The sequence below is a fragment of the Apibacter raozihei genome, assembly GCF_004014855.1.
In the GTDB taxonomy this organism is placed as follows: Bacteria; Bacteroidota; Bacteroidia; order Flavobacteriales; family Weeksellaceae; genus Apibacter; species Apibacter raozihei.
In genome coordinates, this window is record NZ_CP034930.1 from 2,219,967 (window position 1) to 2,244,941 (window position 24,975).

The 24,975-nt window shown below is 29.4% G+C and carries 23 protein-coding genes; 18 read left to right on the forward strand and 5 right to left on the reverse strand.

The annotated features are described in order from the left end of the window. The first annotated feature begins 2 nt into the window (after nucleotides 1-2). From EOV51_RS09875 to EOV51_RS09885, 3 genes are all read left to right on the forward strand, one after another. Complete coding sequence (locus EOV51_RS09875) at nucleotides 3-1,235, forward strand: hypothetical protein (RefSeq protein WP_128152325.1); 1,233 nt, start codon at nucleotides 3-5, stop codon at nucleotides 1,233-1,235. A 127-nt stretch (nucleotides 1,236-1,362) separates the two neighbouring features. Next, entirely contained in the window at nucleotides 1,363-1,701 is a 339-nt protein-coding gene (locus EOV51_RS09880) for a hypothetical protein (RefSeq protein WP_128152327.1), read from the forward strand. Nucleotides 1,702-1,721: 20 nt separating this feature from the next. Beyond that, the gene (locus EOV51_RS09885; RefSeq protein ID WP_128152329.1) at nucleotides 1,722-2,948 is read left to right on the forward strand and encodes a hypothetical protein; all 1,227 of its coding nucleotides are present in this window, start codon (nucleotides 1,722-1,724) and stop codon (nucleotides 2,946-2,948) included. Between the two features lie 77 nt (nucleotides 2,949-3,025). On the opposite strand, the gene EOV51_RS14675 is transcribed toward EOV51_RS09885, so the two are convergent. After that, nucleotides 3,026-3,172: a hypothetical protein gene (locus tag EOV51_RS14675; RefSeq protein WP_164875281.1), complete on the reverse strand. Its 147-nt coding sequence runs from the start codon at nucleotides 3,170-3,172 to the stop codon at nucleotides 3,026-3,028. Between EOV51_RS14675 and EOV51_RS14680 the strand changes: the two genes are divergently transcribed. From EOV51_RS14680 to EOV51_RS09920, 8 genes are all read left to right on the forward strand, one after another. Beyond that, nucleotides 3,159-3,302 (forward strand): hypothetical protein, encoded by a 144-nt coding sequence (locus EOV51_RS14680; protein WP_164875282.1) that lies wholly within the window; start codon nucleotides 3,159-3,161, stop codon nucleotides 3,300-3,302. The two genes, EOV51_RS14675 and EOV51_RS14680, sit on opposite strands and share 14 nt — an antisense overlap. A gap of 108 nt (nucleotides 3,303-3,410) precedes the next feature. Next, the gene (locus EOV51_RS09890; protein ID WP_128152331.1) at nucleotides 3,411-3,761 is read left to right on the forward strand and encodes a C40 family peptidase; all 351 of its coding nucleotides are present in this window, start codon (nucleotides 3,411-3,413) and stop codon (nucleotides 3,759-3,761) included. Nucleotides 3,762-3,770: 9 nt separating this feature from the next. Then, a complete protein-coding gene (locus EOV51_RS09895) occupies nucleotides 3,771-4,991 on the forward strand; it encodes a hypothetical protein (protein WP_128152333.1) in 1,221 nt (406 codons plus the stop codon). Between the two features lie 664 nt (nucleotides 4,992-5,655). Continuing rightward, a complete protein-coding gene (locus EOV51_RS09900) occupies nucleotides 5,656-6,207 on the forward strand; it encodes a hypothetical protein (protein WP_128152335.1) in 552 nt (183 codons plus the stop codon). A gap of 99 nt (nucleotides 6,208-6,306) precedes the next feature. Beyond that, complete coding sequence (locus tag EOV51_RS09905; protein WP_128152337.1) at nucleotides 6,307-7,665, forward strand: hypothetical protein; 1,359 nt, start codon at nucleotides 6,307-6,309, stop codon at nucleotides 7,663-7,665. A gap of 14 nt (nucleotides 7,666-7,679) precedes the next feature. Next, on the forward strand, nucleotides 7,680-8,948 hold the full coding sequence (locus tag EOV51_RS09910; protein ID WP_128152339.1) for a hypothetical protein: 1,269 nt from the start codon (nucleotides 7,680-7,682) through the stop codon (nucleotides 8,946-8,948). Nucleotides 8,949-9,132: 184 nt separating this feature from the next. After that, nucleotides 9,133-9,483, forward strand: coding sequence for a C40 family peptidase (locus EOV51_RS09915; RefSeq protein ID WP_128152341.1), 351 nt, complete (start codon nucleotides 9,133-9,135; stop codon nucleotides 9,481-9,483). Nucleotides 9,484-9,495: 12 nt separating this feature from the next. Then, on the forward strand, nucleotides 9,496-10,722 hold the full coding sequence (locus EOV51_RS09920) for a hypothetical protein (RefSeq protein ID WP_128152343.1): 1,227 nt from the start codon (nucleotides 9,496-9,498) through the stop codon (nucleotides 10,720-10,722). 273 nt (nucleotides 10,723-10,995) lie between these two features. Here the strand turns inward: EOV51_RS09920 and EOV51_RS09925 are convergent, their stop codons facing one another. Further along, the gene (locus EOV51_RS09925; protein WP_128152345.1) at nucleotides 10,996-12,060 is read right to left on the reverse strand and encodes a hypothetical protein; all 1,065 of its coding nucleotides are present in this window, start codon (nucleotides 12,058-12,060) and stop codon (nucleotides 10,996-10,998) included. A gap of 549 nt (nucleotides 12,061-12,609) precedes the next feature. On the opposite strand from EOV51_RS09925, the gene EOV51_RS09930 reads away from it, so the two are divergent. From EOV51_RS09930 to EOV51_RS09945, 4 genes are all read left to right on the forward strand, one after another. Continuing rightward, complete coding sequence (locus EOV51_RS09930) at nucleotides 12,610-13,254, forward strand: hypothetical protein (RefSeq protein WP_128152347.1); 645 nt, start codon at nucleotides 12,610-12,612, stop codon at nucleotides 13,252-13,254. Beyond that, complete coding sequence (locus tag EOV51_RS09935; protein ID WP_128152349.1) at nucleotides 13,251-13,673, forward strand: C2 domain-containing protein; 423 nt, start codon at nucleotides 13,251-13,253, stop codon at nucleotides 13,671-13,673. The genes EOV51_RS09930 and EOV51_RS09935 overlap by 4 nt, the downstream gene beginning before the upstream one ends. Nucleotides 13,674-13,782: 109 nt before the next feature. Beyond that, nucleotides 13,783-14,358, forward strand: a complete 576-nt coding sequence (locus EOV51_RS09940) for a hypothetical protein (RefSeq protein WP_128152351.1) — start codon at nucleotides 13,783-13,785, stop codon at nucleotides 14,356-14,358. Between the two features lie 87 nt (nucleotides 14,359-14,445). Further along, entirely contained in the window at nucleotides 14,446-15,513 is a 1,068-nt protein-coding gene (locus EOV51_RS09945) for an ABC transporter substrate-binding protein (RefSeq protein WP_128152353.1), read from the forward strand. Nucleotides 15,514-15,607: 94 nt separating this feature from the next. On the opposite strand, the gene EOV51_RS09950 is transcribed toward EOV51_RS09945, so the two are convergent. The 3 genes from EOV51_RS09950 to surE form a co-directional block, all read right to left on the reverse strand. Further along, nucleotides 15,608-15,850 carry a hypothetical protein gene (locus tag EOV51_RS09950; protein ID WP_128152355.1) on the reverse strand — a complete coding sequence of 81 codons (243 nt, stop codon included), beginning with the start codon at nucleotides 15,848-15,850 and terminating at the stop codon, nucleotides 15,608-15,610. A 401-nt stretch (nucleotides 15,851-16,251) separates the two neighbouring features. Continuing rightward, nucleotides 16,252-17,949, reverse strand: coding sequence for an amino acid permease (locus tag EOV51_RS09955; protein ID WP_128152357.1), 1,698 nt, complete (start codon nucleotides 17,947-17,949; stop codon nucleotides 16,252-16,254). A gap of 150 nt (nucleotides 17,950-18,099) precedes the next feature. Next, nucleotides 18,100-18,873 carry a 5'/3'-nucleotidase SurE gene (gene surE / locus EOV51_RS09960; protein ID WP_128152359.1) on the reverse strand — a complete coding sequence of 258 codons (774 nt, stop codon included), beginning with the start codon at nucleotides 18,871-18,873 and terminating at the stop codon, nucleotides 18,100-18,102. Nucleotides 18,874-18,976: 103 nt separating this feature from the next. On the opposite strand from surE, the gene EOV51_RS09965 reads away from it, so the two are divergent. The 3 genes from EOV51_RS09965 to ppk1 all read left to right on the forward strand — a co-directional run bounded on the left by EOV51_RS09965 (nucleotide 18,977) and on the right by ppk1 (nucleotide 24,972). Continuing rightward, nucleotides 18,977-21,106 (forward strand): carboxy terminal-processing peptidase, encoded by a 2,130-nt coding sequence (locus tag EOV51_RS09965; protein ID WP_128152361.1) that lies wholly within the window; start codon nucleotides 18,977-18,979, stop codon nucleotides 21,104-21,106. A 172-nt stretch (nucleotides 21,107-21,278) separates the two neighbouring features. Then, complete coding sequence (locus EOV51_RS09970) at nucleotides 21,279-22,772, forward strand: hypothetical protein (RefSeq protein ID WP_128152363.1); 1,494 nt, start codon at nucleotides 21,279-21,281, stop codon at nucleotides 22,770-22,772. 139 nt (nucleotides 22,773-22,911) lie between these two features. Next, nucleotides 22,912-24,972 carry a polyphosphate kinase 1 gene (ppk1, locus tag EOV51_RS09975; RefSeq protein WP_128152365.1) on the forward strand — a complete coding sequence of 687 codons (2,061 nt, stop codon included), beginning with the start codon at nucleotides 22,912-22,914 and terminating at the stop codon, nucleotides 24,970-24,972. Nucleotides 24,973-24,975 lie beyond the last annotated feature (3 nt).

Below are 24,975 nucleotides of genomic sequence, written 5' to 3' on the forward strand. Positions count from 1 at the left end.
AAATGAAAATAGAACTATCTATATTAATTTATTTACTCACTTTGTCTTTAGTTTTTAGTCAGGGACAGGAGAAAGTCAATATAGAAAAAATACTGAGTAAACAAATAGAAACTGGAAACGATCAGTCCTATGGTTGTTATAGTGATTATGGCAAAGAAGATTTAGATGCGTTGGTATCAATAGAAGATACTATTTTAAAAAATAATGGATATAAAACTCCAGAAATAGATATTTTTAATCAAAAAATTAAAACTATTTTTGGGAGGATTATTGATAATCAATCTAAAAATTCTTATTTAAAAATTTATAAAAATGATAAATGTGATAAGGGAATGGATTATCAACCCTTTTATACAGGATTGGATTATATCTATGTAGTAAAAAATAATAATTTTATTACGGTTTTTTATTCTTTGCCAAGTATATTAGATTATCAAAAAATATATCCAGAAATACTAAAATATGAAGAAAGTCCATTAACTTATACATATGCAGATGGAACAGAGATAAAAATTTCTAGGTGGAAAGATTATAAGGATCTTCCTGAAAAAAGACGTTTCAACCAGCAATTGCTTATTTTCCGCAATAAATATTTATTTAACGATGATCAAAGTCAATTTGCCTGGTTAATCTCTAATGATGAATATTTTATGAGGAGCTTAGTGACCACCTTTGGCTATACAGAAGATAAAAAATTACTCAAATGGGTGATTGAAAATACAAATTTACCATACTTTGATAAGAATGCCAAAACAGAAAATTTAAAGGATTTAAGTAAACTATTATGGACAAAAGATTGTAATGGAAACATACGAGTTCATCAGAATACTTTAGATTTAATAAAGGAATTATCCACACCGGATGATAATCTTTATATTAAATATATAGCAGAGTATATATCTAATTATATGGTATCTTTTCCATTTAAAGAAGAAGAATTAACTATTGAACAACAAGCCAAGATAGCAGCATATATCTTATATTGGGGAGAGCAATATAAATACGATAAACAATATAATTATAATCAAATGTTTATGACCCGATTCTACAATTATAATTATCAAAAAGATTTATACGAAAAAGAGTTTATAAAGAATAACTATTACGGCTTACCCAAATTTAAAGAATGGTATGAAGCCGCCAAAAAAGAAAAAGACTACTTTAATGGAGGCAAAGGAATGGAAGATGATCCCCAACCCTCAGATTATGAATCAAGAGCTAAATATATAAAGTAAATTATTTTATCATAAAAACGGTGCAGGGACCTCTAGCTATGCAAGTGATACCGCTTGGTGTGCTGCTTTTGCTAATTATTGTTTAAAAAAAGAAAATCCTGAAATTCCAAGAAAAGATGGAGTTAATGTGGTTTCTTTTTCGTATTCAGGTTATGAAGAGGTTGAAACCCCTTATTATGGATCTTTTATGGTATGGGCTAAAAATGGTACTTTTTATAAATCAGGTAGCCAAGGACATGTTGCTATAGCAGTAGGTAAAGTAGGTGATGCATTTGCTCAATTGGGTGGTAATCAAGCAAAGCCTGGTGAAAAAGAGGGTACTACTGTTAATGTAGTTCTAAGAAAAAGAGACCCTAAAGTCAAATATTTCCATCCCAAACAAGTTCCTAAGATTGAACTGGGAAAACCATTATTTTCTCCAGCAACAAAAACAGTCAGTAAAGAATCATTAAATTCAACAAGATAATTATTTAGAAAGTCAGAGTTATGAAAATATTATTTAACTGTTTATTAAGTGTAGTTTTAACTATCCAAGGATGCTCACAAAATAAAGAAAACCAAATCAATATTAATTCAAAAAGTGGAGTCAAAGATATTATGATAAAAGAAGTATTAAAATCTCAATTAAAAGATGGAAATAGTATTCCATTAGGAGATGAATATGAATCTCATGATTATTCAGGAAAAGATTTAGAAGTAACGATTCCTATAATTGAAAATATTTTAGTAACACAAGGATATAATATTCCTGCACAGTCAGAATTTAACAAAAAAGTTAAACTAAAATTAAACCGAATAATAGATAATAATTCAGATAAAAATTATTTATACATAGATTTGTTCGATAAATGCAGTAGAGATATTATTTATAGCAGAAGTCCTGTTTATAACGGAATTTATATAATCAAAAATAATAATTTCATTACGAGCTTATTTGCTATCCCTGAACTAATTGATTATCAGAAAGAATATCCCGAAATAGCTCAATTAGAAAATCAAATAATAATAAAGACAGATTCTTATTGGACAGATAGTTTAGAAATTCCTCATTGGAAAGACGATAAAGATTTACCTAAACAAAGAAAATTCAACCAACAATTACTCATTGCTCGAAATAAATATTTATTTAATGATGATCAAAGTCAGTTTGCCTGGTTAATCTCTAATGATAAATACTTTATGAGGAGCTTAGTAACCATCTTTGGCTATACAGAAGATAAAAAATTATTAAAATGGGTAGTTGAAAACACTTCTTATGATGAGAAAAATAAAGATGATTTTGGTAAAATATTTTGGACTAAAAATTGCAATAATACTATTTATATACATACTAATTCCTTTGATATTATTAATGAGTTTTCACAAGATAGAAAAGAAAAATATCTAATTTATTTGTTAAAATATCTTCAGTATATTTTAGATTATGAAAATAATAATCCAAATGATTTAATTAATCAAATATCTTTATCACAAAAAAGTGAAATAATAGCCCATATAATCAACTTCGGAGAAAAGTTCAGATACAGTGAAAATTTAGGAAAAGAAGATCCATATAAATTTATGGGATGGACTTATCTAATGGATTATAAGCATTTGTATAAAAAAGAATTTGAAAAAAATAATTTCTATAATTTATCCCAATTTAAAGAAAGGTATAAGAAAGCCGAGGAGTATTGGAGTGAAGAAGTAGCTCCTTTAAATGATGGTGAATAATAATTTAGTTATTTAATAACTATTGATACAACTTCTTATCCTAAAAGAAAAGCATCTTATATAGGTGGAAAATGGAGTTATCCATCAAAAGATGGTAAAAAAACATATTCTGGAGAATACAAAACAGGGAGTAGAAATGTATTTAAAGTAGAAGAATGTGGGAAAACCGATAGTTCTTTAGAATTTAGTACAGAAGGCAGAGCTCCGTGGATGGATATAGCCATACAGGAAATTCATAAATATGGAGGGAAGCATGAAAGTAGCATAGATTCCAGAATCAGGCAATATCATAAAGACGGAGCAGGGAACTCTAACTATGCAAGTGATACCGCTTGGTGTGCATCTTTTGTATGATGGGTATTAGAAAATTCAACCCCGAAATTTGATTCACCGCATTCAGCTGGTTCCAGATCTTTTCTAACCCATAATTCTGTAGAGCGTTGTGAAGTATTTTATGGAGCTATGGCTGTATTTTCCGATTGTGATTCTACGGGAATCAATATAAAATTATCGGGACATGTAACCCTTGTATATGGTAAATTATTGGATAAAAATACGTACATAGGTTTAGGTGGTAACCAGGGGGATATGATTACTCTATCTCCTAATTATCAATTTCATGGTAAAGCTTTTCCAATGAATAGAAAGAAGACAGCATATAAAATTTTTAGAGGATTTTACAAGCCTAAAGGATATCTAATTAAAGAAGAAGATAAATTAAATGCTAATGATGAATATGCAACTTTAAAAGATGCCAATGCTAAATTAAAACAAAAAACACAAGATACCAGTAAAGGGGAAAGTTCAAGATAAAATAAAAGTATGAAAACAAAATTAGTACTCATAAGCACAATCACTATTTTTTCATTAACCAATTGTCAGGAAAAAAAAGTAGACAGATTGATTAACGTAAAAACAACAGAGAAAAAAATGGAAACATCTGAAATAAAGAATATACTGATTAAACAAATTAAATCAGGTCCAGGTCCGGAATATTGGGTTGATGACGAACTTTACACTAAAAAAGACTTAGATGCGTTGGTATCAATAGAAGATACTATTTTAAAAAATAATGGATATAAAACTCCAGAAATAGATATTTTTAATCAAAAAATTAAAACTATTTTTGGGAGGATTATTGATAATCAATCTAAAAATTCTTATTTAAAAATTTATAAAAATGATAAATGTGATAAGGATATGGATTATCAACCCTTTTATACAGGATTGGATTATATCTATGTAGTAAAAAATAATAATTTTATTACGGTTTTTTATTCTTTGCCAAGTATATTAGATTATCAAAAAATATATCCAGAAATACTAAAATATGAAGAAAGTCCATTAACTTATACATATGCAGATGGAACAGAGATAAAAATTTCTAGGTGGAAAGATTATAAGAATCTTCCTGAAAAAAGACGTTTCAACCAGCAATTGCTTATTTCCCGCAATAAATATTTATTTAATGATGACGAAAGTCAGTTTTCCTGGTTAATTAATAATGATGAAGATTTTATGGAATCATTAGTGACCACTTTTGGATATACAAAAGATCAAAAATTATTAAAATGGGTCATGGAAAAAAACTATTCCAAAGCCGGCGATTTTGTTAAAAATAATGTTTTTGTTAAAGATTGTAAGGGTAATTTAGAAATACGGGAGGATATATTAAAATATATTGAGGAAACAACCAATGATCAGGAAAGAAATTATGCTATGCAGTTACTGTATTTAAGTGATAGAGAAGATTGGCCAGATTTTAGTGAAGAACAATATTTTAAAATAATAGCCTATATGGCAAATACTTTTGATCCATTAACAGAGAAATATGCGAATGTAGGGCTTCAATCCTCAGCTAAATGGAGTATTTTAGGAGGATTACATTATGAAATGGAAATGTATGATAAAAATGGTGTAATAATAAGAGATATACCATTCACAGGAAAAGACTGGAGAAAAATGCTGAGTGAATTCAAAAAAAATAATTATTATAATTTACCTAATTTACAATTAGCTTTAAAAATAGCAGAAAATTATTAGTAAACATTCTATCAATAAAATTGTATGAATTTTAAACTTAATATTTGCTTATTTCAATTAAATATATTTTTAATTTCTGCACAGCAAAAATTAGAAACATTAGATTTTGAAAAAATAGAAAAACATATAGTTTTATAGGAAAATGTATTTATAGCAGACCATATTCTAGACAACGAATATATAGCTACACAGGAAGATTTAAACTTAAAACTTCCATTATTAGAAAAATCATTATTTAACAGTGGATATAAATTTCCAGATTATTCAGATTTTAAAGTACAAATAAAAGAAAAATTTTGAGTAGATATTGATAAGAGTAATAAGAATGTTGTGACATTGTATTTTTCATTTCCTACGTATAATTTAGACAGAAAGTATACGGATGATGAAATAAAAAGTAAAATTAGTAAATCAATGAGCTTTAATAAATCTAAATCTAGTTTTCGTATGATGAAGGATGGAACTTATTTATAGATAAACAGCGAAAAATAATATTACTGATGATATTTTTAGAAGATTTAATAATAATTAATTCTGGTAATGAAAAAGATTATACAATCAAACAAAATCTAAAAGTTTTATCCTTAAATAAATATTTACTGTGTAATGATAAAGCTAGTTTAACTTATTTATTATCCAAAGAAAAAAATTTACACATTCATTATTGCTAAATTTTAATTATGACAAAGAAGATAGAATCAATGAAAGTGTTATAGATAGTTTGTTCTTAGATAATAAAAAGTTTGGTACCCCTAATCTATTTAGTCAGGATTTGACTAATTTAATCTTTTTACAAAAAAATAAAACAGGACAAGATATATTATATATAATAGAAGGAATATTGAAAACCATAGAAAATATTACAAATGAAAATGACGGAACATATGCTTTAGAACTCATTCATTATATTTTGAAATTATTAGTTAATCGGTACAATAAGAACGATATAGGTAGGACTGATTATGAACTCTATAAAATTGTAGCTTATTCTGCTAATACTTGTGATTTTTTATTCAAAAAATATCATTTAGTAAAAAAAATCAATTGGGGTAAAGGTAATATTTTAGGGTCCTATTCACTATTTTTGGATAATGATTTAAAGTCATGGAATGATTTAGTGGAAAATTTTAAAAAAAATAGCTATTATGATTTAACTCATTTAAAAGAATTAGTAGATTATGCAATAATATTTGATGATGGAGGTTTTCCTGATTAAGCAGAATGAAATATTGTAAACCATTTAGTATAAGTAGAACGGGGAGAAAGTAAAAAGACAAGAACTTGCTATTGCGAGCGAGACTTTACGGAAGAAGAAATGAAAAGTCTACTTATTCATATGAATGGAAATGATAAGATTTGGTTAGACGGATTGATAACAGATAAAAGCATAAAAAGCCTTACCCGTGAATTAAATCTAATGTTCCGCAGATATCATATAGACAAGTGTATACAAAAGATAACCTTTTTAGCACAGGTAAACGCAGAGATAGGATTTTTTACCTTATCTAAAGAAAAAGAAAGTGCTTACAAATCGAGTAAATCTTTTTATAAAGGACGTGGTTTAATACAGTTGACCGGAGACTTTAATGATGCAACCAAGAATTATGATCTTCCCGGGCCTTATGAAAAATACGGAATTTATTTAGTAAAAAACGGTTATCTGAAAAACGGACAAGAAAATATATTTATTACGAATCCGGAATTAATAGCTACAGATTTGCACTACGCAGTAGATAGTTCCGGTTGGGAATGGAATGTATATAAAAAGGCACTAACATACGAGAGAGATTATGGCGTTGCATCAAAAAATGCAGATGCTAAGTGGAAACGAGATACTTTTCCGAAAGGATTGGGGAAATCTTTAAATGAAATAGCTTTAGTATATGAAGAAACAGAAGAAGATAAATACTTTTGGTTTCAATCAAAAATATTAAATGGATATACATTATCAGACAGAGATTCTCCAGATCCCCACGGTTGGACAAAACGAAAAGAAGGATTACGAAAAGTAAAGCAATGGTTTAAATACGATAAGGAAGTTTGTAAGGGAGAAAAAGAATTGGAATTTAGTAATGAAGGTAGAGCTCCTTGGATGGATATAGCGATAAAAATCGCTAAGGAAATGAAGGGATGTACAGAAGAAAGAAATCCCATGTATTCGAATGCAAAAAAATATCTACGATATTGTGGAAATACTTATGAACCTACTGATGGAGAAAATGGACCTTGGTGTGCTGCCTTTATGAACTGGACAATAGGACAAACTATAAATCCTATAAAGAATCAACCCTATAGCCATGCTAAATCAGCAGCTTCTTTAGCTCCATTATGGACAAATATGTATAAGAAAATCTCTGAGCCTGTCTATGGTTGTTTGGTCGTATACAAACATTCTAATGGAAAAAAAGGTCACACAGGTTTTTTGGTAGGAAAAACAAAAGATGGAAAATATATTTTATTAGGAGGAAATCAAGATAATACTATAAGGTTTGATTCTTATGGAGAATATACAAGTAAAAGTAAAACTAAAAAGTTATATGGTTTTTATCTTCCAAAAGATTATGAAATAAAAGAAAGTGATTATTTAACAAATGATGATATTTATGAAAATTCAAATTCTTTAAATATAAAATTTGGAATTATAGCAGGAAAATCAAAAGGGCAAACCAATTAAAAAATTATGTAAAAATGAAAAGGATAATATATACAATATTCTTTATAGGAAATATATTTACAATTTCATGTCAGGAAAATAAGAAGAATGTACAACCTAAAAATGAACTAGAAGATAAAAATACAGATACAAAGAATTTAAATAATTCAAAAAATATGTTAGATTTAGCTGATATTAAAAAGCATATTGAGTTACAAAAAAGAATTGAAACAGATGAAGAAGAATTTGATAATCCATACGAATATACTGAAAAGGATTTAGAATTAGCTTTAAAAATTATTCATATTGGTTTATTGAATAGTGGATATGATAATATATCAGATGCTGACTTTAAAGATAAAATGAGAAAAATATTTAATTATGAGATAAATTATAATGTTAATTGTTCTCATAATTGGTATTATTTAAATGATAATAGATATAAATATATATTATATGGGTTTTCGTATAGATTAGATAATAAAATAATAAATGCTGAGGATCTTAAATTTGGTTCCTTTAATGATGTAGGAAATTATTTTTTTAGTAAAGAATTTCATTTTATGACAATTTTACCATATTTAAAAAATTTAATTCAGATTAATTCTGATGATAGCTATAAAATAAAAATTCCTTATGAAATAATCTCTCGCAATAAATATTTATTTAATGACGATCAGAGTCAGTTTGCCTGGTTAATTAACAATGATGAATATTTTATGAGGAGCTTAGTGACCACCTTTGGCTATACAGAAGATAAAAAATTACTCAAATGGGTAATAGAAAATACAGAATTACCATATTTTGATAAGAATGCCAAAACAGAAAATTTAAAGGATTTAAGTAAACTATTATGGACAAAAGATTGTAATGGAAACATACGAGTTCATCAGAATACTTTAGATTTAATAAAGGAATTATCCACACCGAATGATAATCTTTATATTAAATATATAGCAGAGTATATATCTAATTATATGGTATCTTTTCCATTTAAAGAAGAAGAATTAACTATTGAACAACAAGCCAAGATAGCAGCATATATCTTATATTGGGGAGAGCAATATAAATACGATAAACAGTATAATTATAATCAAATGTTTATGACCCGATTCTACAATTATAATTATCAAAAAGATTTATACGAAAAAGAGTTTATAAAAAATAACTATTACGGCTTACCCAAATTTAAAGAATGGTATGAAGCCGCCAAAAAAGAAAAAGACTACTTTAATGGAGGCAAAGGAATGGAAGATGATCCCCAACCCACAGATTATGAATCAAGAGCTAAATATATAAAGTAAATTATTTTATCATAAAGACGGAGCAGGGAACTCTAACTATGCAAGTGATACCGCTTGGTGTGCATCTTTTGTATGCTGGGTATTAGAAAATTCTACCCTGAAATTTGATTCACCGCATTCAGCTGGTTCCAGATCTTTTCTAACCCATAATTCTGTAGAGCGTTGTGAAGTATTTTATGGAGCTATGGCTGTATTTTCCGATTGTGATTCTACGGGAACCAATATAAAGTCATCAGGACATGTAACCTTTGTATTTGGTAAATTATTGGATAAAAATACGTACATAGGTTTAGGTGGTAACCAGGGGGATATGATTACTTTATCTCCTAATTATCAATTTCATGGTAAAGCTTTTCCAATGAATATAAAGAAGACAGCATATAAAATTTTTAGAGGATTTTACAAGCCTAAAGGATATATTGTCAAATCTGAAGATACTTTAATTCATTCAGATAATTATGCTACGGCTGGTAGTGCAAATAAAAAAATTAGATTAGACTCACTTAGAACTATAACTGGCGAAAAAGATGATTAAATTAAATATAAAATGAAACATATAATAGTTACAACAAGTTTATTTTTTTCAATATCTCTATTTCATTGTCAAGAAAGAAAAAATAATTTAGTATCCGAACAAAAAAATATTGAAATTATATTGGAAAAACAACTTAAACAAGGAGCTAATAATTATATTGATGATCCAGGAGTTGAAATTCCAAAGAAAGCTTTTGAATTTGAGGAATTAAATGTATCTATGTTTTTAGTAGATAGTTTATTAAATTCAAATGGATATAAAACACCAATTCAATCTGATTTTAATAAAAATATTAAATTAAAATTAAATAGAATAATTGATAACAATTCAGATAAACAATATTTATATATTAATTTTTTTAATAAATGTGACAGAGATTTTAATTATTTCCCTAATAATGGAGTAGATTATAATGGAATTTATATAGATAAAGTTAGAAAAATAATTTCTAAATTTTACTACATTCCAGAACTCATAGATTATCAAAAGAACTACCCTAATATATCTAAAATAGAAAATCAAGTACAGTTACATTATATTTTAAATGAAAATAATTATACCATAGAGTTATGGAAAGATTTAGATTCAAGAAATGATGATTATAGTTTATCAAAACAAAGAAAATTTAACCAGCAATTACTTATTTCCCGCAATAAATATTTATTTAATGACGATCAAAGCCAGTTTGCCTGGCTAATCAATAATGATGAAGATTTTATGGAATCATTAGTGACCACTTTTGGATATACAAAAGATCAAAAATTATTAAAATGGGTCATGGAAAAAAACTATTCCAAAGCCGGCGATTTTGTTAAAAATAATGTTTTTGTTAAAGATTGTAAGGGTAATTTAGAAATACGGGAGGATATATTAAAATATATTGAGGAAACAACAACAGAACAAAAAACTGATTATATTGAAGCTTTATATAGATATACTTATTTTTTATTTAATCCATATAATGATAAAGAAACGTCAATATTTAATGAAAAAGAAAAGTATAAAATATTTGCTTATGCTGCCAATACCTACGATCAATTATTTAGAAAATATAGTTTTTTAAGAACCACTAATCGAGGAAGGTGGAATATGCTTGGTTCTTATTTTTATAATAGTTCAGAAGAAGACTGGAAAAAACTAAAAAAAGAATTCGTTTTAAATAACTATTACAATTTACCTCATTTGAAAAGTTTAATTGAATATGCGGAAGAATTTGATGGATTAGGTTCCCCAGATTAATAGAGTGCAATATCAGAAACCATCTTTTATAAGTAGAACGGAGAGAAAGTAAAAAGACAAGAACCTGCTATTGCGAGCGAAATTTATAAATTTTTTTAGAAAATTATGCTATAGCATTAAAATAAAGAAATTGAATTTGATGATTGTGAGTTCTTAAACCAATCTTATTCTTATAACAAGTCAAAATATGTTTACTAAAAAAGCCTCTAATCAAGAAAGCAATTAGAGGCTAGATATTAATTAAGCGTAAATTATAGTAAAATAATTGTATTATTATTCCAATTGTTCAACAAACAAAGTAACTCCGGAGGCAACTGCAGGAACAGTTCCATTAGAAGCAATATCTCCATTAGCATTAATACTAACTCTGTATACCTCTTTGGTATTATGCAGAACAATAATAGCATATCCCACGTCTCTGTTTTGTGCGTTTAGATCGACAGTAGCATTTCCTGAGTTACTATTTAGTTTTGTAAAGTTGTACCAGGTTCCGGGTACAGAAGAACTCTGACCGTAATTTTCTAAAGAAACACCACCAGCACCGGCTTTATGATATATGAAACTTACATGAGATGCTACAATAGGTGAATATTCAATATTTGATGCTGAAGGAGTTGTAGCGTTGTAACGAACTCTTAAGTTACCGATACTGGTAATAGAATTGTTAGGTGTATTAGAATCAATCGGTGATACATTGGTACGTGCATATTTGATGGTTTGTATTTTATTGGTGCTACCAATAGTAGCCGTACAATTTTTACCTAAAAATGAAATATTTAAATCCATAGTGTTAGGAGACGTAATAGTAGGAGTTCCTTCAACCAGAAATTTAACTTCTCCATTTCCTATAGCTAATTTTCCTTCCTGAAGAGTATAATATAAACCATTTACAGGACCTTGCTTAGTCCCTGTATTGTAGGATCCTCCATTACCACCAATATATGGGACGGATAGAGTTCCGCTGTAAGGTGTGCCACTGGTTAATTCCATAGGAGTTAAATTTGCGCTTATACATTGCAGGTCAGTAATGCTAGGAGTAATTATTTCACTATCATCTAATTTTTTCCAGGTATCACCGTTCCAGAAAAAAAATCCTTCAATAGGGAAACCTGTATTACTTCCTGTGTTATAAACCATTAATCCGGTTGCAGGGTTTCCTCCAACAATACTTTTGTCAGTATTAGAAGTTAGTGTAATTCGTGGAATCAGCATTCCTCTATTAGTAGAACTGATATCCAAAAGAGCTGAAGAATCTGGATTGGATGTTCCAATCCCTACTTGTCCAAAAAATAAATTAAAGCAAAGTGACATTGTAATAATAATGATCTTTTTTTTCATAAATATTAAATTATATATGTTGATAAAATTAATATCGAATATTATTTCAAAAAATATAAATGATTGTAATTGCTATATGATATATATCTATCTATTAAAAATTAATTATAATATTAGTACATATAATGTTGGTTTATAATAACATATGTATAAATAAAAGAAATAAAATAATTTTTAAATATAAATAATAAACAAATTAATCCTATTTGATGAAAAATAATAATGAGCAAAAATAATAATATTTTTTGAATATCAATAAAAAATTGAGAATTTATATAAACAATAATATAAGTTTGAATTTTATTGTTTTTTTTTTATAATAAAAAAAAAATATATTATTTTGATTGTCTTAATTTATTGTTGAACTTTATTCTTTTAATGAGTATGTCAGATTGGTTTTTTATTAAAAAATATTTATTAAATACCAAAAATTGTAATGATAATTAAACAATTTATCTCATTTAAATTTTTATAAATCTTTTTTTTAGTTTTTTAAAAGATAAAATTAGTATATTTGTGTGGTTTTTATTTATTATTTAATTTTTAATTATGTCTATTAGTAAGAAAACAGAAAGGATGGATATCTTCGTAGATGAAGGTAAGAAAAGTATTCTGGTGCAGGAAAGATGGCAATATAATTGGCTAAGTGATTTATCACCATGGACCATGAAAGAAAAACGAAAATTTCATGAATTAATAGACAATATTGTTTGGAAAAAATGGGGGGGATTTTATAAATTAAAGGTTAAAGGTAAATCTGATTTCGCTAAGAGACATAAGGATACTATTTTTGTTGTTAATTTCGATATAAAATGGGTGTCTGATAATCCCCATTGGTTTGTTAATGTAAAAAAAATAGCGCCCGGCGGTTTTGAAAAAAGTTCTATAGACTGGAATACACGGGTGATTAATCTGGATACGGAAGATACTAAAATTGTAACCAGGGTAAGAAATGGCGTTAAATACCAGCAGTTGCCTGTAGCACATATGTTTGGTCGTACACTGGGCAATATAAGTAATCTTAAACTACCTCGTTCTGAATCTTATCAAACAGATTATAGCTTGAATCCGGGATTTAAATCGGATTATTATAGTATTATAAATATCGGAGAGCAATTGCGTCTTCGACATATTGATTATGTGCTGATTCAATTAAACAGTGATTTAGTAAACACCATATTTTATTTTTTATGAAAGCTTTATATGTTTGTTTATTCGTAATTATAGTTTTAGGCTGTCGGGAACACCGGGTTTCTGTTTTCAACAACAATAAAAAGAAGGAAAAGGAGAATAAAATCAGGGGGAAAAATAAGTTGCAGCATAAATATATTAATGTTGAAGAAGTAAAAGATTGGTCACTCGAACAAATAAAACATAAATATAAGCCTATAGAAGAAGAAGATTTCTTATTAAACGATATCGTATTAATTAATGAATTCAGAATAGGATTATATAATATTTTTAAAGGAAAAGACAGGGAAAAGCCTGTGCCGATTAAAGAAGTAACCTGGGAAAAAGACGAAGAGAATAACTATACGATCTGGTACAGGGGAGATTCGGGTCAGTGGGTGGCTATCGACTGGTATGTTTGGGCAAAATCTTTAGCATTTTAGTTTATAAATGCATGAAGATCAGGTTTTTGTTTATTTTTATTGAGTAGTAAATTTTTAGAAAAAAAAATTAGGGAATACTCACTTTATATTTGTGATAAAAATAATTATCATGAAAAACTTTGCATGCATGTATTTAAGCATGATTTTCCTTAGCATTAATAGTATTTTATATGCGCAAGCAACAAAAATTAAAACCGATTCCGACAATAATTCATCGGGTTTGAAAAACTTCAAAATTCAGTTAAGCTATTCAGAAGGTAATAGTATACAAATTGATTCAACATCCATCACCATAAAAGAACAACAACCGGAAACCCGTATAGAAAAATCGGATACAAATTATCCTTTTCAGCAAAAAGATTCAATATCTATAACGAAACCTGTTTCCATAACATCTGATAAACCGCAGAATAAAATGGTGCAGGAAACAACTGCAGAAAATGGAACTTTGAACCTGGATACAAGTAAAACGACGAATGTAGACAATAACCGGGATGCCAATCGAGGGAAAAATATAGACAATAACCGTGATAAAAACAGGGATAGAAGCAGAGATTTAAAGAGAGATAAGAACAGAGACAGGGGAAGAGAAGCTAAAAGGGACAAAAACAGAGACAGGGATAGTAGTAAAAATAAAGGAAATAATATATTTATTAAAATAAAAATAAAAAATAAGCTGAACTGATATTTTTTTAAAACTAGTAAAAAACAAAACATCAGTTTTTATAAGCTAATTAAAATTGATGTATTTTTGAATTTTAAATAAAATCACATGACGAATACGATAAGCGTAAAGTATAAATTTCTGGCACTTATAATAGCTTTTACATTTTTTTCCTGTAAAAAGTCGAATAATCATATTTCTGAGAATCTAAAAAATGAATATGCTAAAAATTATTCAATTCAGGATAAAAATGATCAAATTGAAATTTACTCAGCAGGTGAAAAAGTATTACTGCCGGTAAATTTTAAGCTTACTAAATGTGTTATTACCCATACATCGGCCTCTGCCTATATTCAGGCATTAGGAAAACTTCATACTATTGCGGGAGTATGCTCTCCCCACTATTTTTATAATACTGAAATAAATGCCGGCATTGTAAATCGTAAAATACAGGATATAGGAAATGATGCCGGTTTAAACTTTGAAAAAATTATGGCTATACGTCCCGATATTATTTTTACCACTCACAATCATTCCTATGAGAAGGTTTTAAACCAGCTTAAAAAGCAGGGAATTAAAGTAATTTATATTGAAGAATATCTGGAATTGCATCCTTTGGGAAAGACAGAATATCTTAAACTTTTTGGAAGATTATACTCAGAGTCGGCTAAAGCTGATAGTTTGTATAATAAAATAAAGAATAATTATATAACGTTAAAAAATAAGGTAGAAATACAAGATAAAAAGCCTTCGGTTTTAACGGGAATGATGTATGGAGACACCTGGTATATGGCAGGAGGCAAAAGTTTTATAGCCGAGCTTTTTAAAGATGCAGGTGCTGATTATATTTGGAAAGATAATTCCGACTCGGGCAGTATTCCGTTAAGTTTTGAAGAAGTTTTCAGTAAAGCAAAAAATGCAGATTATTGGATAGGAGCCAGTAACTATTCTACAAAAAAAGAAATGCTGGCCTCTAATTCAAATTACGAATGGTTTGATGCTTATAAAAATAATCGAATATATATTTTTAACAAAAGAGAAAATAAGTTAAAAGCAAATGATTATTACGAATCAGGAACTCTATATGCTGATAGAATACTAGCTGATATTATTAAAATCTTACATCCTCAATTAATCCCTGAGTATCAATTTGAATATATTAAAAAACTGGAATAGCTGTCTTACTGCCTTTTAATTTGAATCGGATGATATTTAGATAAAAAAACCATTTTCCTTTTAAGGAAAATGGTTTTTATAATATGTTATTATATTATTTTATTCGTTTATTAATTCTTTCTACTTCATCCAAAAGTGCTAAATCGAGACTGTTGATTTGTTCATTGACGGATTCCAAACGTCCTAAACGAAGGTAATATGTGATTAAAAATTGTATATAACTTCTGGATTCTTCAATAAATTTATTAAGCTGTATCTCGTTTTTTATCGTTTCTGCGAACTCTACAATTGCTTTTTTAAAAACACTGATCTCATTGTCTATTTTACTTATGTCCATGGTGCTCATCATTTGATCTATTAAGGTTAAAAATAATTTATTACTTCTATGTAAAAACAATAATTATACCATAGATTTAGATGTCGGTATAGATAATAAGAAAGTTAAAATTGTATAATTGATTGATTGATAGTGTTTTATTTTTGGTAAGTACAATTATTATTTTTTGATATTTAACAGAATTAACAAAAAATAAAGAAAGTAATTAAAATAAATCATAAAAAAGTCTAAATAGTTTAACTATAATTAACTTAATTACTATTTTAATTACTTTCTTAAAGTATATTTAAAAATAAATAAACTAAATCTCTAAATTATTTTTTGCTATCAAGAAAAAAAAATAAAATCAGACCCAAAATAGCAAAAATGCATATTCCAATAACAACTCCCATACTTATTCATTAATTTTTAACCAAAGCTTTGGCTTTAAGAATATAGTAAATGTAAAGGAAAAAATTCAAAATACAAAGGATGGCTGATGAATAAACAAGGATAAAATCTTTACCATCACCCCAAATGTGGTGAGCATACGTAAGGCCTCCTAATATAAAACAAAGAACCAGACCTGTAATTGAAGTTATTCTATAGCTTTGAGCTCTGTCAGAAAGTGTATCGTTAACCGCCATTTTACTTTTAACGATTCCGTACCACAAATATACATCAAGACCGATAATCATCCATATAACCAATCTGATCCAGGTGTCTAACGGTAAAGAAACCATCAGTCCCAGACAAGATAGAACACCCAGAATAGGTACTAATGGAACCCAAGGGGTTTTAAATCCGCGGGGAGCATCCGGATTTTTTTTACGCAACACGACAACTCCAATACAAACTAGAACAAAAGCGAATAGTGTACCGATACTGGTCATTTCACTAATCACATCTCCAGGTATGAAAGCAGCACATATACTTATAAAAATCATAAAGATGGTGTTGGATTTCATTGGAGTTTTATATTCAGGATGTACATCGGAAAACATTTTAGGTATTAATCCATCCTGACTCATAGAAAAGAAAACACGGCTTTGTCCTAAAAGCATTACCAGGATAATGGAGGAATAACCCAAAAGTACCGAAGCCACTATAAAAACATTTAACCAGGGATATGCCGGAATAATTGTTCCGTCAGCGCCTATTGTGCCCATATGTCTGATAGCAGTAACCACAGGAGCTAAAGAATCTGAATTTGCATTTTTTCCAAATTCCGTGTAATTAACAACACCTGTCATTACATAAGCAAACGTTACGTATAATATAGTACAAATTAATAAAGAACCCAAGATACCGATAGGCATATTTTTTTTGGGATTTTTAGCTTCCTGTGCAGCTGTGGAAACAGCATCAAAACCAATATAGGCAAAAAACATGAGTCCTGCGGCTCTGAAAACACCCGACCATCCGAATTCTCCAAATGTACCTGTAGTATTCGGAGGAACAATAGGACTTAAATTTTCAGGTTTAACATATTGAAAGCCTAAGGCTATAAATATAAGTACAATAGCAACTTTTAATATAACAATAAAATTATTGAATAAAGCAGAACCTTTGGTTCCACGCATTAATATTAAAGACATCAGACAAACTATGACGGCTGCAGGGAGATTGATGATTCCCTGAACAACATCACCATTGGCAAGTGTTACACTTTCAAAAGGGGTTTTTAGCAATTCAGGAGGCAGATGAATATTAAAGCTTAGAAAAAACTGGTTAAAATATCCTGTCCAGCTAGAAGCTACCGCAGCAGAAGCTACCGAATATTCAAGCACCAGATCCCAGCCGATAATCCAGGCAATAAACTCTCCCATGGTAGCATAAGAATACGTATAAGCACTTCCGGCTACCGGAATCATAGATGCAAATTCTGCATAACAAAGGCCGGCAAATGCACACCCGATGGCTGCCAGAATAAAGGAAATCATAATGCCGGGTCCTGCATAATCGCCGGCAGCCTTTCCGGTTACGGAAAATAATCCGGCTCCTACTACAGCACCAACGCCTAAAGCAATTAAAGCTGTGGCTCCCAGCGTTCTTTTTAAACTTGATTTAGAACCTGTTTCATCAATAATATGTTCAATAGGTTTTCTCTTAAATAGCATATGTATGTAATTTTTTAAACGGTGGCTAAATTATAAAAAAAAATAATTCTGATTCGTAATTATTAACAGAATTTAATACATTTTACACCTAAGTGAAAAATGAGATATAATTTTTAGTTAATTGATATAAAAAATTAAAAATATGCTAGCTTAGATGATAAAATTCCATTGTTTGATTTTTTCTAAAGCATGATATGCAGTTAAATCAAATCTAACGGGAACAATACTGATATAATTATTATCCAATGCCCATTCATCAGTATCATCACCTTTATCATGATTTACCCATTTACCGGTCATCCAATAATAAGTCTTACCTTTAGGGTCGATACGCTTATCAAATTCCTCTTCCCAAAGAGCATTTGCCTGACGACAAATTTTTATTCCTTTAAGTTCTTTTTCTTCAGCCTTTGGAATATTGACATTTAATACCACTCCTTCAGGCATAGGATTGTCAAGTACGTTTTTAACTATGAGTTCGATATACTTTCTGGAAGATTTGAAATCAGCACTGTATGAAAAATCACAAAGTGAGAAACCTACCGAAGGTATTCCTTCAATTCCGCCTTCAATAGCAGCAGACATGGTTCCGGAATAAATAACATTAATAGAAGAATTGGAACCGTGGTTGATACCGGAAACACATAAATCGGGTTTTCTGGGAAGCAATTGATCCATCGCCAGTTTTACACAGTCGACCGGAGTTCCGCTACAAGCCCATTCTTTTTGTGGTCCTTTATCTATAATTATTTTTTCAACTCTTAATGTAGAATGTATAGTTACAGCATGTCCCATACCACTTTGTGGTTTATCGGGTGCTACCACATAAACTTCGCCGATTCCGTTCATGATATCAATTAACTCTCGTATCCCCGGAGCGGTTATTCCATCATCGTTCGTAACTAAGATTAAAGGCTTTTTCATTTATTTTTTTGTTTTTTTCAAATTAAAGCAAAACTAAGATTTTTATATTAAAAATAATCTTACCTTTGAGCTTATTTTTTTTAATTCCTAAAAAGATTTCAAGATGTTAAATTTAAGAAAAACTTGGATATTTCTGTCCCTATGTTCCATGAGCCTTCTCGTATTTTGTTTCAATTCTTCATCTCAGGACGACAGGGAAAAGGAAATTTTTAAAAGAGTCAAAGAAACTCTTTTATATACAAGTTATGCGCCTAAATCCCTTAACGAAGAATACTCGAAAGATGTTTTCAAAAAATACATGGAAGACTTGGATCCATTTAAACGATATTTTTTAAAATCGGATATTAATGAGTTTAACAAATATCAGAATAAAATGAGCGATATGTTCATTAATACGGATGTTTCTTTTTTTCATTTAACTATCGATCGTCTTTATAAAAGAATTAATGAAACCGAAGGATATGTAAATGAAATATTTAATGCTCCTATTACATTTACAGAAGATGATTATTATATAACAGACGAAAAGAAAAGAGAGTTTCCCGCAGACCAGTCACAGGCTAAAGCGTACTGGAAAAATTATATAAAGTACAGCATTCTTCAGGAAATGTTTAACTCTCAAAAAAATAAAGATAGCATCTCTCAGAATAAAGAGATAAAAGATTCTCTTACCGGTGCAATAAAAAAGGTAAAAACTCAGGATGAAATCAAAGCTGATGCTACTAAAAAAATTAAGGAGAATCTTACTGAATATTTTCGCCAGATTAAACTGAGAAAAAAATCTGATTTATTTTCAATATTCGTAAATTCCTATACAGAAGTATTTGATTTGCATACGACTTACTTTTCTCCAAAAGATAAAGATAACTTCAACACTACTATGAGTGGTAAAATCATAGGAATTGGAGCCACTTTACAGGATAATAAAGGATATCCGACAATCAAAGACCTGGTTATAGGAGGGCCTGCTTGGAAATCTAAACAGATTGAATCCGGAGACAAGATTATAAAAGTCCAACAAGGAAAAAAAGGGAATCCGGTAAGCGTAGTTGGAATGTTGCTGGACGATGCAATTCGTTTAATAAGAGGGGAAGAAGGAACTACTGTAGTTTTAACCGTTGAGAAAAAAGACGGTACAACCAAAATAATTTCCCTCGTACGTGAAGAAATTGAAATACAGGAAACTTTTGTTAGAAGTGCTGTTATTACCGATGAAAGCGGTAATAAATACGGAATTTTATATTTACCCGAATTTTATGTCAACTTAGAAAACAACTCTAAAGGAAGAGACTGTTCAGATGATATTAAAAGAGAAATCAACGAATTAAAAAAACAAAATATCAAAGGTCTTATTATGGATGTTAGAAGTAATGGTGGAGGATCTTTATCAGAAGTTGTAGATATTACCGGTCTTTTTGTAGGAAATGGTCCTGTAGTACAAATAAAAGATTCAAACGGTAAGATAAAGGTATTGGATAGCAAAGAAAAAGATGTTGTCTGGGACGGACCTTTAGTTATGATGACTAACGAGATATCTGCTTCAGCTTCAGAAATCCTTGCGGGTGCTATGCAGGATTATAAAAGAGCCATAATTGTCGGGCCGGTTCAAACTTACGGTAAAGGGACAGTTCAAACCATATTTCCTTTAGACCGGTTTAGCCTGGCCGATGACAAATACGGAGCTTTAAAAGTTACCATTCAAAAATTCTATAGAATTACAGGTAGTTCTACCCAGCTTAAAGGTGTTAATTCAGATATTGTAATACCCGGATTGATGTCCTATTCGGATATTTTTGAAAAATCGCAACCTTATGCCTTACCTTGGGATCAGATTACAGCTACGAAATATACAGAATGGCAGGGAACTCCTAAAATAAACTATGAGTATTTAAAAGCCAGAAGTAATGAAAGATTAAAAGGTAATTCATATATAGCTTCGATTGAGTCTGCTGGAAAATGGACTCAGGAATTAGATAAAATTGAAAAAATACCTTTGCAATATGAAAAATTCATGACGGAAATGAATAAGAGAAGAGAGCAAGGGAAAAAATATGAAAAAGAAACTACTTTTGATGCTAAATTGAAAGTGGAAGCACCTACGTATGAGTTGGTCAAATTTAAATCCGATACGGTTTTAAAAGCAAAAAGAGAAGACTGGTATAAAGGCATGAAAAAAGATTTTAATCTGAAAGAATCTGTTAATGTCCTGAATGACATGATAAAATCAAAATAACGATATAAGTATTTTACCCATACAAACGCCTGTTTAAATAAGTTTAAACAGGCGTTTTTTGATATATATATTCCCGTTTATTCTTTTTTTAATGTAAAATATATGTTCTTATAAACGAGTGAGTTTTGTACTTTTAATAAATAATAATACTTTTGTCTTTTACTAAGCGAGCATGTACAACAAAATAAAGAATAGTGTTTTATTATGCACTATAGCCATAATCATTTTCAAATTACTGTTTTTATTGACCCGACACATTCAGGAAGATGCATTTATTACCTGGAGAGTGGCCCAAAACATATTGGATTATGGAGTATACGGATATAACGGAGCTGAAAGAATATCGGCATCTACTACTCATTTATACGTATTAGTCAGTGTTATATTTAAATATATTTTTTCAGATAATTTCATCTATCCATTATTGATATTCAATAATATAGTATTTACATTCGGAACCAAAATTCTATCGGATCTTTTATTAAAGGAAGATAAATCTAAAATACTTTTTATACTTTTTGTTAATTTTTTACCTCCGGCATTAAAAATATCTACAATAGGCATGGAGTTTGGACTTCTTTTCTTTTTATACACTTTATTTTTAAAATATGCATTAGTAAATAGAAAGAATTGGGCTTTTGTTTTATTACCATTATTGATACTATGGACTCGTTTGGATGCGGCTCTGTTTATGTTGATCACTTTTATTTTTGATCTAGTTAAATATAAGAAAATAAATTATTACTTTATTTTAGGTGGAGTTTTAAGTATAATCAGCATAGTAGGATTTAATTATTTTTATTTTCATGAAATAATAAATAATACAATTGTTGCAAAAAAATTAGCCTATGCAAAACCGGTAGATGGTATAGGAATCAGAATCGATGAAATGCTTAAAAACACGAATTTTTTCTCAGTAATTAAAATTCCGTCTTCAATATCTCAATTTAATTTTGTATTCATTATCACATTGGTTCTGTCTTTGCTGTGTCTGGTAAGAATTTCAAAAAAGATAACTAAACAGCAACTTTTTGTTTTATACATATTATATACTTACGCAGTGGTTCGTATGTTGGTTTTTGGCTTTGCTAACAGTTGGTTCGACTGGTATTACTGGAATCCTCAAATATTTATATTTATACCGATTATCATAATTTTCGTTTATCAACCCACGACATTTAAAACCCTGTCGTATTTAATAATATTTTTCATTCCCATGGCTTCATATCAAGCCGTACATTCCATTGCTACCGGTCACGGAGAATGGAATTATAATAGAAAAGTAGGACTTTATATTGATAGTATTGAACCAGACAAAACAAAAACAATTTATTTAGAGCCAGCCGGCTATATTCCTTATTTTTCTAAACTTAAAGCAATAGATTATGTAGGATTGGTCGACAAAAGAGTATCTGAGGAATTTAAAAAAGGAGATCCTAATGTGGATCAGACTATTCTTAGGAAGCTAAAGCCGGATTATATTCTGGAAGATAACAAGCCTATGTTTAAAGGCAGAATAGATTCTGCTGTATCATCACAATACAAATTAATTAAAGAATTTCATATCTCATCCGTTTCGCATTCCGATAATTATATTTTAGACAAAATATATAAATTAAAACCTTCAGGAAGAGATTATTATCTATATAAACGAATGGCTGAATAAAAATAGTTTAAAAATTCTTTTCACCATATATTTTCCAAAATTGTTAAGAATTGCCTGTACGACCTAAATAAAAGTATAAAATAACTCCTTTGAATAAAATAAATTGTAATTTTATACCTATTATAAACGATTAAGGGCTATGAAAAGAGCGGAGAATAACAGATATATAAATAGAGAAATAAGCTGGTTAAAATTTAATGCAAGAGTTCTTCAGGAAGCAATGGATAAAAAAAATCCTTTGTTGGAGCGATTACGTTTTTTAGGTATTTATTCAAATAATCTGGATGAGTTTTACAAAGTCAGATATGCATATATTGCCAGAATGGTTCAGTTTAACCGTAAATACAACAATATTGTAGAAGAGCAGACAGATACCGAATTGCTTGAAGAAATTAACCAGACGGTAGCCCATCAGCAACAAAAATATGACAGGCTGTACGAACAGATAATTAAAGAGCTGGCACGTGAAAAGACTTTACTTGTCGATGATAAAACATTGCCTGATACCTTAAAACCTTTTGTTGAGGACTTCTTTGAAAATAAACTAAGTCATGCACTCACCATCCTTTATTGGAAAGAAGGAGATAAAACACTTAATTTAAAAGATAACGTTTTTTATCTTATAGTTACCATGTTTAAGAAAAATGATAACCGGCAATATGCTCTTATCGAAGTTCCTACTGATCGTTTCTCCCGATTTTTAGTTTTACCGGATATCAATGATAAGCATCATGTTATATTTTTAGATGATGTTATACGTTATCACCTGAAAGATATTTTTCAGTTTTTTAAATTTGAAACCATTGAAGCAAAATCTATTAAATTGACTAAAGATGCAGATTTATCTATAGATAACGATGTGCAGGTAAGTTTCATGGAAAGTGTTGCAGGGGCTTTAAAAGAAAGGCATAAAGGTCTTCCGGTACGTCTGGTTTATGATAAAACCATAGATTTAAAAACGTTGAAGTTTATTAAACGGATGTTTGATTTGGATGAATATGACAGCCTGGCTCCCGGCGGAAAGTATCACAACAAAAAAGATTTCATGAAATTTCCTACTTTGGGAAGGAAAGATTTGGAATACAAAAAAATAGTTCCGGTAATACCTAAAATTCTAAAAGACGAAAATAATTACTTTAAAGCATTTGCTAAAGAAGATACCTTATTATATGCACCTTATTATGATTATTCCGTTTTTCTAAAATTTTTGAGAGGAGCAGCCATTGATCCGAAAGTTAGGAAAATTAAAATTACCATCTACAGAGTGGCGGATAATTCTCAGGTTTTAAGCGCATTAATTAATGCTGCTAAAAATGGAAAAGAAGTAACAGCTGTTTTGGAACTAAGAGCAAGGTTTGATGAAGCACATAATATTAAATGGTCAAAAGCTTTACAGGAGGAAGGAGTAAAAGTAATATTCGGAGTTCCCGGACTCAAAGTACATTCTAAAATAGGAATAGTCGAAAGAGATCCACAAAGAGGAGCAGCAGAAAAATATGCTTTTATCTCTACTGGTAATTTTCATGAAGGAACAGCTCGGGTTTATACAGATTTTACTCTTTTTACAGCCAACGAAAGTATAGTTAATCAGGTAGATGAAGTTTTTAGTTTTTTTAATGCAAACTATCTGGTCAAGCATTATAAAGATATAGCGGTAAGTCCCTGGGGAATCAGAAGGAAATTAATATTAGGAATTAAAAGAGAAATAAAGAATAAACAGCTGGGATTACCGGCACAGATTAACTTGAAAGTTAACAGTATTTGTGATAAAGAAATTATTGATCACTTATATGAGGCGAGTAGAAACGGCGTAGAGGTGAGAATGGTAATCAGGGGAATATGTTCCATTGTTCCTCAAATTCCCGGACTAAGTGAAAATATAAAAATTGTAAGTATCGTAGATCGATTTTTAGAACATCCGCGTATGTATTGGTTTAAGAATGGAGGAGACGATATGGTTTACATTTCATCTGCCGATATAATGGCACGAAATTTAGATCATAGGGTAGAAGTCGCCTGTCCAGTACTAAATGCTCAAAACAAACAGGAAATTATGCACACCTTTGAACTGGGATTCGAAGACAATGTAAAAGGCAGACTTATCAAAGAAGGTCTGGAAGAGCCATATCAGAAAAACAGAAAAAAGAAAAATAGATCTCAGGAAACTATTTATGAATATATTAAAGAATTGAATAAATAAGAA

Coding starts and splice junctions, on each gene's coding strand:
- EOV51_RS14680 (WP_164875282.1), top strand. CDS start 3,159: ATGGATATAGCCATACAGGAAATTCATAAATATGGAGGGAAGCATGAA.
- EOV51_RS09965 (WP_128152361.1), top strand. CDS start 18,977: ATGTTAAATTTAAGAAAAACTTGGATATTTCTGTCCCTATGTTCCATG.
- EOV51_RS14675 (WP_164875281.1), bottom strand. CDS start 3,172: ATGGCTATATCCATCCACGGAGCTCTGCCTTCTGTACTAAATTCTAAA.
- EOV51_RS09925 (WP_128152345.1), bottom strand. CDS start 12,060: ATGAAAAAAAAGATCATTATTATTACAATGTCACTTTGCTTTAATTTA.
- EOV51_RS09910 (WP_128152339.1), top strand. CDS start 7,680: ATGAAAAGGATAATATATACAATATTCTTTATAGGAAATATATTTACA.
- EOV51_RS09950 (WP_128152355.1), bottom strand. CDS start 15,850: ATGGACATAAGTAAAATAGACAATGAGATCAGTGTTTTTAAAAAAGCA.
- ppk1 (WP_128152365.1), top strand. CDS start 22,912: ATGAAAAGAGCGGAGAATAACAGATATATAAATAGAGAAATAAGCTGG.
- EOV51_RS09930 (WP_128152347.1), top strand. CDS start 12,610: ATGTCTATTAGTAAGAAAACAGAAAGGATGGATATCTTCGTAGATGAA.
- EOV51_RS09895 (WP_128152333.1), top strand. CDS start 3,771: ATGAAAACAAAATTAGTACTCATAAGCACAATCACTATTTTTTCATTA.
- surE (WP_128152359.1), bottom strand. CDS start 18,873: ATGAAAAAGCCTTTAATCTTAGTTACGAACGATGATGGAATAACCGCT.
- EOV51_RS09945 (WP_128152353.1), top strand. CDS start 14,446: ATGACGAATACGATAAGCGTAAAGTATAAATTTCTGGCACTTATAATA.
- EOV51_RS09915 (WP_128152341.1), top strand. CDS start 9,133: ATGGCTGTATTTTCCGATTGTGATTCTACGGGAACCAATATAAAGTCA.
- EOV51_RS09875 (WP_128152325.1), top strand. CDS start 3: ATGAAAATAGAACTATCTATATTAATTTATTTACTCACTTTGTCTTTA.
- EOV51_RS09955 (WP_128152357.1), bottom strand. CDS start 17,949: ATGCTATTTAAGAGAAAACCTATTGAACATATTATTGATGAAACAGGT.
- EOV51_RS09920 (WP_128152343.1), top strand. CDS start 9,496: ATGAAACATATAATAGTTACAACAAGTTTATTTTTTTCAATATCTCTA.
- EOV51_RS09970 (WP_128152363.1), top strand. CDS start 21,279: ATGTACAACAAAATAAAGAATAGTGTTTTATTATGCACTATAGCCATA.
- EOV51_RS09885 (WP_128152329.1), top strand. CDS start 1,722: ATGAAAATATTATTTAACTGTTTATTAAGTGTAGTTTTAACTATCCAA.
- EOV51_RS09935 (WP_128152349.1), top strand. CDS start 13,251: ATGAAAGCTTTATATGTTTGTTTATTCGTAATTATAGTTTTAGGCTGT.
- EOV51_RS09905 (WP_128152337.1), top strand. CDS start 6,307: ATGAAAAGTCTACTTATTCATATGAATGGAAATGATAAGATTTGGTTA.
- EOV51_RS09890 (WP_128152331.1), top strand. CDS start 3,411: ATGGCTGTATTTTCCGATTGTGATTCTACGGGAATCAATATAAAATTA.
- EOV51_RS09940 (WP_128152351.1), top strand. CDS start 13,783: ATGAAAAACTTTGCATGCATGTATTTAAGCATGATTTTCCTTAGCATT.